The organism is Streptomyces beijiangensis, from assembly GCF_017315755.1.
Taxonomy (GTDB): domain Bacteria; phylum Actinomycetota; class Actinomycetes; order Streptomycetales; family Streptomycetaceae; genus Streptomyces; species Streptomyces beijiangensis.
This window is the reverse complement of record NZ_JAFLRJ010000002.1, coordinates 20,647-30,162: the sequence shown is the minus strand read 5'-3', so window position 1 is coordinate 30,162 and position 9,516 is coordinate 20,647. Positions and strand designations below refer to the sequence as shown.

Sequence of the window (9,516 nt, the reverse complement as noted above, 5' to 3'; positions counted from 1 at the left end):
AGTAGGACGCCGCCGAACAATTTTTCATCGCTGGTCCCAGAACTTCGGTTCTGGGACCAGCGTTTTTTTATGCCCTGTTGCTTGTCGTTCACGTTGTGCCGACAGCATCTGCAGTCATGAGCACCTTGAGGATGCTGAAGGCTGCGGGGATCGGTGCCGGCGATGAAGTCATCGTGTCGGCGTACGGCGACGACCGGGCCGCCGAGGCTGTGCTGGCTCTCGGAGCCCGGCCGGTGTTGGCAGACATCGATCCGGACAGCTACTGCCTCGATGCGCGGAGCGTGGCGGCCGCGGTGACTTCGCGTACGGCCGCAGTCGTGCTCGCGCACCGGTTCGGGCATCCGCCCGACACGGACGCGATGCATGAACTCGCCCACAGGCACGGGCTGCTGGTGGTCGAGGAGCCCGTGGCCGGCCAGGGTCGTGAGCAGGCTGCGTATCTGAGCGCGCGCCTTCGGGGGATGCGGGCGCCTGACGTGCGCGCAGGGCACACCTTTGCGAGCTTCGTCGTACGGGTGCCGGGCAATGGGCGGCCCGACCGGGACGCCGTCGCCCGTGCGCTGAAGGCGCGGGGCGTGGAGTGCTGGGTGCCCGTGCCGGCGCCTCTGCACCGTATGCCGGCATTCCGGCGCGATGTGCGGTTGCCCGAGGCCGAGTTGGCCTCCGACGAGACGCTGGCGCTTCCGCTGCACGGTGATGTGCGGCGTACCGCCTCGGCCTGCAACGCACTCGGCGGATTGCTGCAACCCGCCTACTAGGACGCCGGGGTGGGACGGGCGATTCCGGTGGGGCGGATGGTTCTGTACGGCGCGGATGATCGGGTATGATTTCTCTTGTTGCTGCGCCCCAATAGCTCAGTCGGTAGAGCGTCTCCATGGTAAGGAGAAGGTCTGCGGTTCGATTCCGCATTGGGGCTCCAGAATCGAGAAGGCCCCCGCCGGTTGGCGGGGGCCTTTCGCGTATCCGCTGCTGCTACTTCTGGGGCTCGGGGACGCGCATGACGAGGATCGCCATGTCGTCGGAGGCCGGCTCCGCGGCGAAGCGTTCCACTGCTCGCAGGACGCGGCCGGCGACCGCGCCGGCGGTGAGCCCGGTGCAGTTGGTGAGGACCTCGGCGAGGCCGTCGTCGCCGAGCATGCGGGTGCCCTCGCGGCGCTCGGTGATGCCGTCCGTGACGCAGAGGAGGACATCGCCCGGGTCGAGGGTGATCGTCTGCTCGTACAGCTCCAAGTCCTCCATGACGCCCAGCAGGGGCTGGGGCTCAGCTGCCGCTTCCACCGTGCCGTCCTGGCGCAGGCGCAGCGGGAGCGGGTGGCCCGCGCAGACCACCTTGAGGACCGCGCTGCCGTCCTCCTGGGGCCACAACTCGCCGTAGAGCAGGGTCAGGAAGCGGCTGCGGGAGCCCTCGTCGAGGATCGCGGCGTTGAGGCGCTCCAGGACCGCGGGACCGCCGAAGCCCTCACGGGCCAGCAGGCGCAGGGCGTGGCGGGCGAGGCCGGTCACCGCCGCTGCCTCCGGGCCCGTACCGCAGACGTCGCCGATGGCGAAGCCGTAGGCGCCGTCGCGGATCGGGAAGAGGTCGTAGAAGTCGCCGCCGACCTCGTTGCCCTCGCCGGCCGCGCGGTAGATGACCTCGACCTCGACGTTGGGGATCACGGGCAGGCCGGGCGGGAGCAGGCTGCGCTGCAGGGAGCGGCTGATGGCCATGCGCTCGGAGTAGAGACGGGCGTTGTCGAGCGCCAGGGCGGCCCTGCGGGAGAGGTCTTCGGCCAGTTCCAGGATCTCCTGGCGGAAGTGGTCGTCGGAAGGCTTGCCGAGCGTCAGCATGCCGATGACGCGGTTGCGGGCGACCAGCGGGAGGACCACGGTCTCGCCGCCGACTGCCGCCGCTGTGGCGAGCGTGGTGCCGATTCCTCCGCCCAGTGCGGGAGTTGAGCCGAGACCCAGGCTTCGCATCGAGGAGCGCAAGGCCGCCTGGTGGGCGGCCTCGCCGGGGGCGGCCCAGAGGCGGGCGCCCGGGGTGGGTACCGGCTCGGGAGGGGCGATCTTGGAGAGCAGCGCTTTGAGGCCGTCGATGCGCTCCTCGTCCTCGTGGAGCACGAAGCTGAGGTACGGGTCCGACGCCTGGTCGGCGATCGTGTAGACGGCGCACCAGGTGGCCAGGGTGGGGACCGTCATCTGCGCCATGAGCGCCAGGGTCTGGTCGTGGTCGAGGGTGCCGGCCAGGAGGTCGGAGGCCTCGACGAGGAAAGAGAGCGAGCCGCGGCGCAGGCGTTCCAGTTCACCGAGGCGGGCCGATTCGACGGCGAGTGCGATGCGGTCGGCGGCGAACTGCAGGCGCAGGGCCTCCTCGTTGGAGTATCTGCCGGGCGTTTCTGCGGCGACGCCGAGGGAGCCGGTCAGCCGGCCCTCGACCTTGAGGGGGACGGTCACGACCGAGCGCATCCCGGTGCCGTTGAGGAGAGGCACCGCTTCGGGAACCGCTGAGAGGTCTTCGTGGACGGCCGGCATTCGGGCCGATCCGTAGCGGCCCGTGCCCGTCTCGACGGGGACGCGGGCGAAGCGCTGGCGGGCCGAGGGGAGGCCGGTGGTGGCCCGTACCTCCAGCTCTGTCTCGTCGTCGGTGGCGAGGAGGAGGAACGCGGCATCCGCGTCGAGCATGTCGCGGGCCCGCTCGACGGTGCGCTGGAGAAGTCCGTCCAGATCGTCGGGTGCGGGGGAGCCGATGAAGATCTCGAAGGGGTCGACCGAACGGTTGCCCACGGAGTAGCTGTCGGTGCTGTCCTGCGGCGCGCGCAGGGGCGTCTGCAGGATGGCGCGCTCGTCGTCGCGGACGAGGAGACAGACGGTGGAGGGCTCTCCCTGGGGGTCGCGTACGCGCAGGTGCGAGGCGTAGACGGGGACCACGCGGCCGTCGGCGTCGCGGATGCCGTAACTCCCCTCCCAGCGGGAGAGCAGGAGGGCGTCGGCGATGCCCGTGCCGGTCCCCGGTGTGTGCGGCCAGGCGGCGAAGTCGGTGAGGGGCTTTCCGATGACCTGCTCGGCCGCGTAACCGAAGAGAGTCCCGGCGTCGTCGTTCCACGAGGAGATGGCGCCCGTGCGGTCGATCTGGATCGTCGCCACGCGGACCTGGGCGTCGGCGACCGGGAGGAGCTCGACCGGGATGACGGGTCCCGCGGAGCGGGCGCCCACCGGGCGGTCGGGCAGGTCGAGTTGGAACCAGACCTGTTTGAGCGTCGGGGTGTACTCGACGCCCCAGCGGGAGGCGAGTGCCGCGCAGAGCAGCAGTCCGCGGCCGCCTTCGCGGTCGGGGCTGCCGAAGGACTCGGCCGAGCCCTGCAGCGGGACCTCGCGCTCGGGGTAGTGGTCGGCGACCTCGACGCGGACACCGTCCTCCGAGCGCAGACAGAGCACGTCGGCGGTGGTCCCTGCGTGCACCACCGCATTGGTGACGAGCTCGCTCGTGAGGACGACGGCGTCGTCGATGACGTCGGAGTAGCCCCACCCCTGGAGGGTGTCGCGGACAAAGGCACGGGCGGTCGCTACCGACCGTCCGACCGGATCGAAACTGGCAGCCGCCCGCGCGGTGATCACAGAACTCCTCGTACGCGTCTCGACGCCCGGCTCTGCCATGTCGGCCCGCCCCTCCGGTGCCCGGTGGTAGTACTTGGTGCCTCCGCCCCCGCCGGGCGGACCGGGACGGTTGGACAGCCGGATGCCAGGTTACTTACCTTCGCTGTCCGAGCGGATGCCGGTCACTGGGTTTCCGCCCACTGTGGGCGGGGACGGTATGCGAAGCTGCCGAACTGTTATGGCCGGGTTCAGCCATGGTGAAACACTGGGCAAGCTTCCATAGACAGCCCGGGAGTACGGTCAACCCCTCTGGGAGGGACACGGTGGAGTCTGGCATGGCGACGCGTGACAAGAACACGCGTGCAAAAAGCGGACAGTCCCCAAAAAATCGGCGCAATGGGACCACCGAGGTGGATACGGCTGCCCTGGGCAGACTCCTCACGGCCCTGACGTCGATGAAGGACGGGAATTTCCGCAAGCGCCTCACCGTCTCCGGCGACGGGCCGATGGCGGAGATCGCGGCAGTCTTCAACGAGGTGGCGGACCGCAATCTCCACCTCACGGGTGAGTTGGCCCGTGTACGGCGGATGGTCGGGCGTGAGGGGAAGCTGACCGAGCGGCTGGAGACCGGGGCCTGTGAGGGCTCCTGGGCCGCCGCCATCGACGCGTCGAACGACCTGGTGGACGATCTGGCGCGGCCGGTCTCCGAGGTCGGCAGGGTGCTCTCTGCGGTCGCCGAAGGTGACCTGGAGCAGCGGATGGACCTGCGGTCGCAGAACGAGGACGGGGCGGAGCGGCCCCTGCGCGGGGAATTCCTCAAGGTCGCCCGTACGGTCAACAACCTGGTGGACCAGCTGTCGGCGTTCACCGACGAGGTGACGCGGGTCGCCCTGGAGGTCGGTACCGAGGGCAAGCTGGGCGGTCAGGCCCAGGTACGCGGAATGTCCGGTTCATGGAAAGATCTGACGGATTCCGTCAACACCATGGCGTACCGGCTCACCGCCCAGGTGCGTGACATTGCTCTCGTGACGACGGCGGTCGCCAAGGGCGATCTGTCGCGCAAGGTCACGGTCCATGTGGCCGGCGAGATGCTCCAGCTGAAGAACACCGTCAACACGATGGTGGACCAGCTGTCGTCCTTCTCCTCCGAGGTGACGCGCGTCGCCCGCGAGGTGGGTACGGAAGGCGAGCTCGGCGGTCAGGCCGCGGTCCCGGGTGTGGCCGGAGTGTGGAAAGACCTCACCGATTCGGTGAATCTTATGGCCGGCAACCTGACGTCCCAGGTGCGCGGTATCGCGGAGGTCACCACGGCGGTCGCCAACGGTGACCTCTCGCAGAAGGTCACGGTGAGCGCGCGCGGCGAGGTCGCCCAACTCGCCGAGACCATCAACCAGATGACCGAGACGCTGCGCACCTTCGCGGACGAGGTCACCCGGGTGGCGAGCGAGGTCGGAGCCGAGGGTCTGCTCGGCGGCCAGGCGCAGGTGCCGGGCGCCGCGGGGACGTGGAAGGACCTGACGGACTCCGTCAACACCGTCTTCCGCAACCTGACGACCCAGGTGCGGGACATCGCGCAGGTGACGACGGCGGTCGCCAACGGTGACATGACGCAGAAGGTCACCGTCGATGTGGCCGGCGAGATGCTGGAGCTGAAGAACACCGTCAACACGATGGTGGAGCAGCTGCAGTCGTTCGGTTCCGAGGTGACCAGGGTGGCCCGGGAGGTCGGCGTGGAAGGCCGGCTCGGCGGGCAGGCCGAGGTGCCTGGTGCGGCCGGGACGTGGAAGGACCTCACCGACTCGGTGAACACGGCCTTCCGTAACCTCACCGGACAGGTGCGGGACATCGCGCAGGTGACGACGGCGGTCGCCAACGGAGACCTCTCGCAGAAGGTCACCGTCGATGTGGCCGGCGAGATGCTGGAGCTGAAGAACACCGTCAACACGATGGTGGCGCAGCTGTCCTCCTTCGCGGACCAGGTGACGCGGATGGCGCGTGACGTGGGCACGGAGGGACGGCTCGGCGGGCAGGCGCGGGTGGACGGCGTCTCCGGTACGTGGAAGGAACTGACCGACTCCGTCAACTTCATGGCGGGGAACCTGACGTCACAGGTGCGGCAGATCGCACAGGTGACGACGGCGGTGGCGCAGGGAGACCTGTCGCAGAAGATCGACGTCGACGCACGCGGCGAGATCCTCGAGCTGAAGAACACCATCAACACGATGGTCGACCAGCTGTCCGCCTTCGCCGAGCAGGTGACGCGGGTCGCCCGTGAGGTGGGTACGGACGGGCGCCTCGGCGGCCAGGCGCAGGTGCCGGGTGTGGCCGGTGTGTGGCGCGATCTGACCGATTCGGTGAACGGCATGGCCGGGAACCTCACCGCTCAGGTGCGCAACATCGCGCAGGTCGCGACGGCGGTGGCGCGCGGTGACCTGTCGCAGAAGATCGACGTGGACGCGCGGGGCGAGATCCTCGAGCTGAAGAACACCCTGAACACGATGGTCGATCAGCTGTCGTCGTTCGCCGAGCAGGTGACGCGGGTGGCCCGTGAGGTGGGTACGGAAGGCATCCTGGGCGGTCAGGCCGAGGTGCAGGGTGTGTCCGGTACGTGGAAGGACCTCACCCAGTCCGTCAACTTCATGGCCAACAACCTGACTTCGCAGGTGCGTAATATCGCCGAGGTCACCACGGCGGTCGCCAAGGGCGATCTGTCGAAGAAGATCACGGTCGATGCCAAGGGCGAGATCCTCGAACTCGTCACCACCGTCAACACGATGGTCGATCAGCTGTCGTCGTTCGCCGAGCAGGTGCTGAGGGTCGCCCGCGAGGTGGGTACCGAGGGCATCCTGGGCGGCCAGGCGAGGGTGCGCGGGGTGACCGGCATCTGGGAGGACCTCTCCGACAACGTCAACCTGATGGCCAACAACCTGACCAGCCAGGTGCGTAACATCTCGCAGGTCGCGACAGCCGTCGCCAACGGCGATCTCACCAAGAAGGTGACCGTCGAGGCGCGCGGCGAGGTCGCGCAGCTCGCCGACACCGTCAACACGATGGTGACGACGCTGTCCTCGTTCGCCGACGAGGTGACCAGGGTGGCCCGCGAGGTGGGCACCTTCGGTTCGCTGGGTGGACAGGCGCGCGTCCCCGGAGTCGCCGGTACGTGGAAGGACCTCACCGAGTCGGTGAACTCGATGGCGTCGAACCTGACCGGACAGGTGCGCCAGATCGCCACGGTCACCACGGCCATCGCCAAGGGCGACCTGACCAAGAAGATCGACATCGATGCCCAGGGCGAGATCCTGGAGCTGAAGACGACGATCAACACGATGGTCGATCAGCTGTCGTCGTTCGCCGAGCAGGTGACCCGGGTCGCCCGCGAGGTGGGTACGGAAGGGCAGTTGGGCGGTCAGGCGCGGGTCCGTGATGTGGACGGCACCTGGCGCGACCTCACCGAGTCGGTGAACGAGATGGCCGGGAACCTGACCCGTCAGGTGCGTGCCATCGCCGCGGTCGCCACCGCGGTGACCCGTGGCGACCTCAATCTGAAGATCGACGTGGACGCGGCGGGCGAGATCCAGGCCCTCCAGGACAACATCAACACGATGATCGCCAACCTGCGCGACACCACCGTCGCCAACAAGGAGCAGGACTGGCTGAAGGGCAACCTGGCCCGTATCTCCGGACTGATGCAGGGCCGCCGCGACCTGGAGGACGTCGCCTCGCTGATCATGAGCGAGCTCACGCCGGTCGTCTCCGCGCAGCACGGCGCGTTCTTCCTGGCGATGGCCACAGCGGCCACGGCCGAGGCGGCCGCGGATGCCGCGAGCGCGTACGAGCTGCGGATGCGCGGGAGTTACGGATACTCGGCAGGCTCCATGCCGACCACCTTCCGTCCCGGGGAGACGCTGATCGGGACGGCGGCCGAGGAGAAGCGCACGATCCTGGTGGAGAACGTGCCGCCGGGTTATCTGAAGATCTCCTCGGGTCTCGGTGAGGCGCCTCCGGCACATGTGATCGTGCTGCCGGTGCTCTTCGAGGGACAGGTCCTCGGGGTGATCGAGCTGGCTTCCTTCCAGCCCTTCACCCATATCCAGAAGGACTTCCTGAACCAGATCGCCGAGATGATCGCGACGAGCGTCAACACGATCAGCGTCAACACCAAGACCGAGGTGCTCCTCAAGCAGTCACAGCAGCTGACCGAGCAACTGCGCGAGCGGTCCGCCGAGTTGGAGAACCGGCAGAAGGCGCTGCAGGCGTCCAACGCCGAACTGGAGGAGAAGGCCGAGCTGCTGGCGCGGCAGAACCGCGACATCGAGGTGAAGAACACCGAGATCGAAGAGGCGCGGCAGGTGCTCGAGGAGCGTGCCGAGCAGCTCGCCGTCTCGATGCGCTACAAGTCCGAGTTCCTGGCGAACATGTCGCACGAGCTGCGCACCCCGCTCAACTCCCTGCTGATTCTCGCCAAGTTGCTCGCCGACAACGCCGAGGGGAACCTCTCCCCGAAGCAGGTGGAGTTCGCCGAGACGATCCATGGAGCAGGGTCCGATCTGCTCCAGCTGATCAACGACATCCTCGACCTCTCCAAGGTCGAGGCGGGCAAGATGGACGTCAGCCCGACGCGCATCGCGCTCGTACAGCTGGTGGACTACGTCGAGGCGACGTTCCGGCCGCTCACCGCGGAGAAGGGTCTCGACTTCTCCGTACGGGTCTCCCCGGAGCTGCCCGCGACCCTGCACACCGATGAACAGCGGCTGCTGCAGGTGCTGCGCAACCTGCTCTCCAACGCGGTGAAGTTCACCGACACGGGCGCCGTCGAGCTGGTCATCAGGCCGGCCAACGCCAATGTGCCGCATGCGATCCGCGAGCAACTGCTCGAAGCGGGTTCGCTGCGCGACGCTGACGCCGATCTGATCGCCTTCTCGGTCACCGACACCGGGATCGGCATCGCCTCCAGCAAGATGCGCGTGATCTTCGAGGCGTTCAAGCAGGCCGACGGCACGACCAGCCGCAAGTACGGCGGCACCGGCCTCGGTCTCTCCATCAGCCGCGAGATCGCGCGCCTCCTCGGCGGCGAGATCCATGCGGCGAGCGAGCCGGGCCGCGGCTCCACGTTCACGCTCTACCTGCCGCTGCACCCCAGCGAACTGCCGCCCCAGGGCTACCCGCAGCTGGCCCCCGGCGGTCTGGAGCGCGCCCCGGGCAACACCGGGAACGAGGAAGGTCCTGAGGCGGTCGTCGGGTACACCGGGATGTCCCCGACGGATGTCCAGGGCGGCCCTGCGGGGCTGTTCAGGCGCCGCCGCAAGTCACTCGGCTCGGCCGACCGGCGGCCCGCGCTGCCCGGCCAGCCCGACCAGGTGGGCGGTACGTCGGCCCTGGAGCGCGATCAGTGGCCGCTGGACGGGCAGCAAGAGCCCGAGCAGCCTCGGCGCACCTTCCAGTTCCACAGCGAGAAGGTGCTGATCGTCGACGACGACATCCGCAATGTCTTCGCGCTGACGAGCGTGCTGGAGCAGCACGGGCTCTCGGTCCTCTACGCGGAGAACGGGCGCGAGGGCATCGAAGTCCTGGAGCAGCACGACGATGTGACGGTTGTTCTGATGGACATCATGATGCCCGAGATGGACGGCTATGCGACGACGTCGGCGATCCGCAGGATGCCGCAGTTCGCAGGTCTGCCGATCATCGCGCTGACCGCGAAGGCGATGAAGGGCGACCGGGAGAAGGCCATCGAGTCGGGTGCGTCCGACTATGTGACCAAGCCGGTCGACCCCGATCACCTGCTCTCGGTGATGGAGCAGTGGATGAATGGGGAATGATTGCTGACTGACTGTGGCCGACGGAGTGTGAGACCACGGTATTCGGGGAACCTTCTGGTCTCCCACTGCGTTTCTGCTACGTGCACAGTGACATCGCGGTGACAGGGTGTGGCGACAGGCGGGG

General features: G+C 68.2%; 3 protein-coding genes and 1 tRNA gene. 3 read left to right on the top strand and 1 reads right to left on the bottom strand.

The annotated features are described in order from the left end of the window. Positions 1-77 precede the first annotated feature (77 nt). Positions 78-758 (top strand): DegT/DnrJ/EryC1/StrS family aminotransferase, encoded by a 681-nt coding sequence (locus J0695_RS00295; RefSeq protein WP_242552011.1) that lies wholly within the window; start codon positions 78-80, stop codon positions 756-758. Positions 759-843: 85 nt separating this feature from the next. Next, positions 844-919, top strand: a tRNA-Thr gene (locus J0695_RS00290). Positions 920-972: 53 nt separating this feature from the next. Here the strand turns inward: J0695_RS00290 and J0695_RS00285 are convergent. Continuing rightward, positions 973-3,633: a SpoIIE family protein phosphatase gene (locus J0695_RS00285; RefSeq protein ID WP_206958829.1), complete on the bottom strand. Its 2,661-nt coding sequence runs from the start codon at positions 3,631-3,633 to the stop codon at positions 973-975. 275 nt (positions 3,634-3,908) lie between these two features. Between J0695_RS00285 and J0695_RS00280 the strand changes: the two genes are divergently transcribed. Next, entirely contained in the window at positions 3,909-9,392 is a 5,484-nt protein-coding gene (locus tag J0695_RS00280) for a HAMP domain-containing protein (protein ID WP_206958827.1), read from the top strand. Positions 9,393-9,516: the final 124 nt, after the last annotated feature.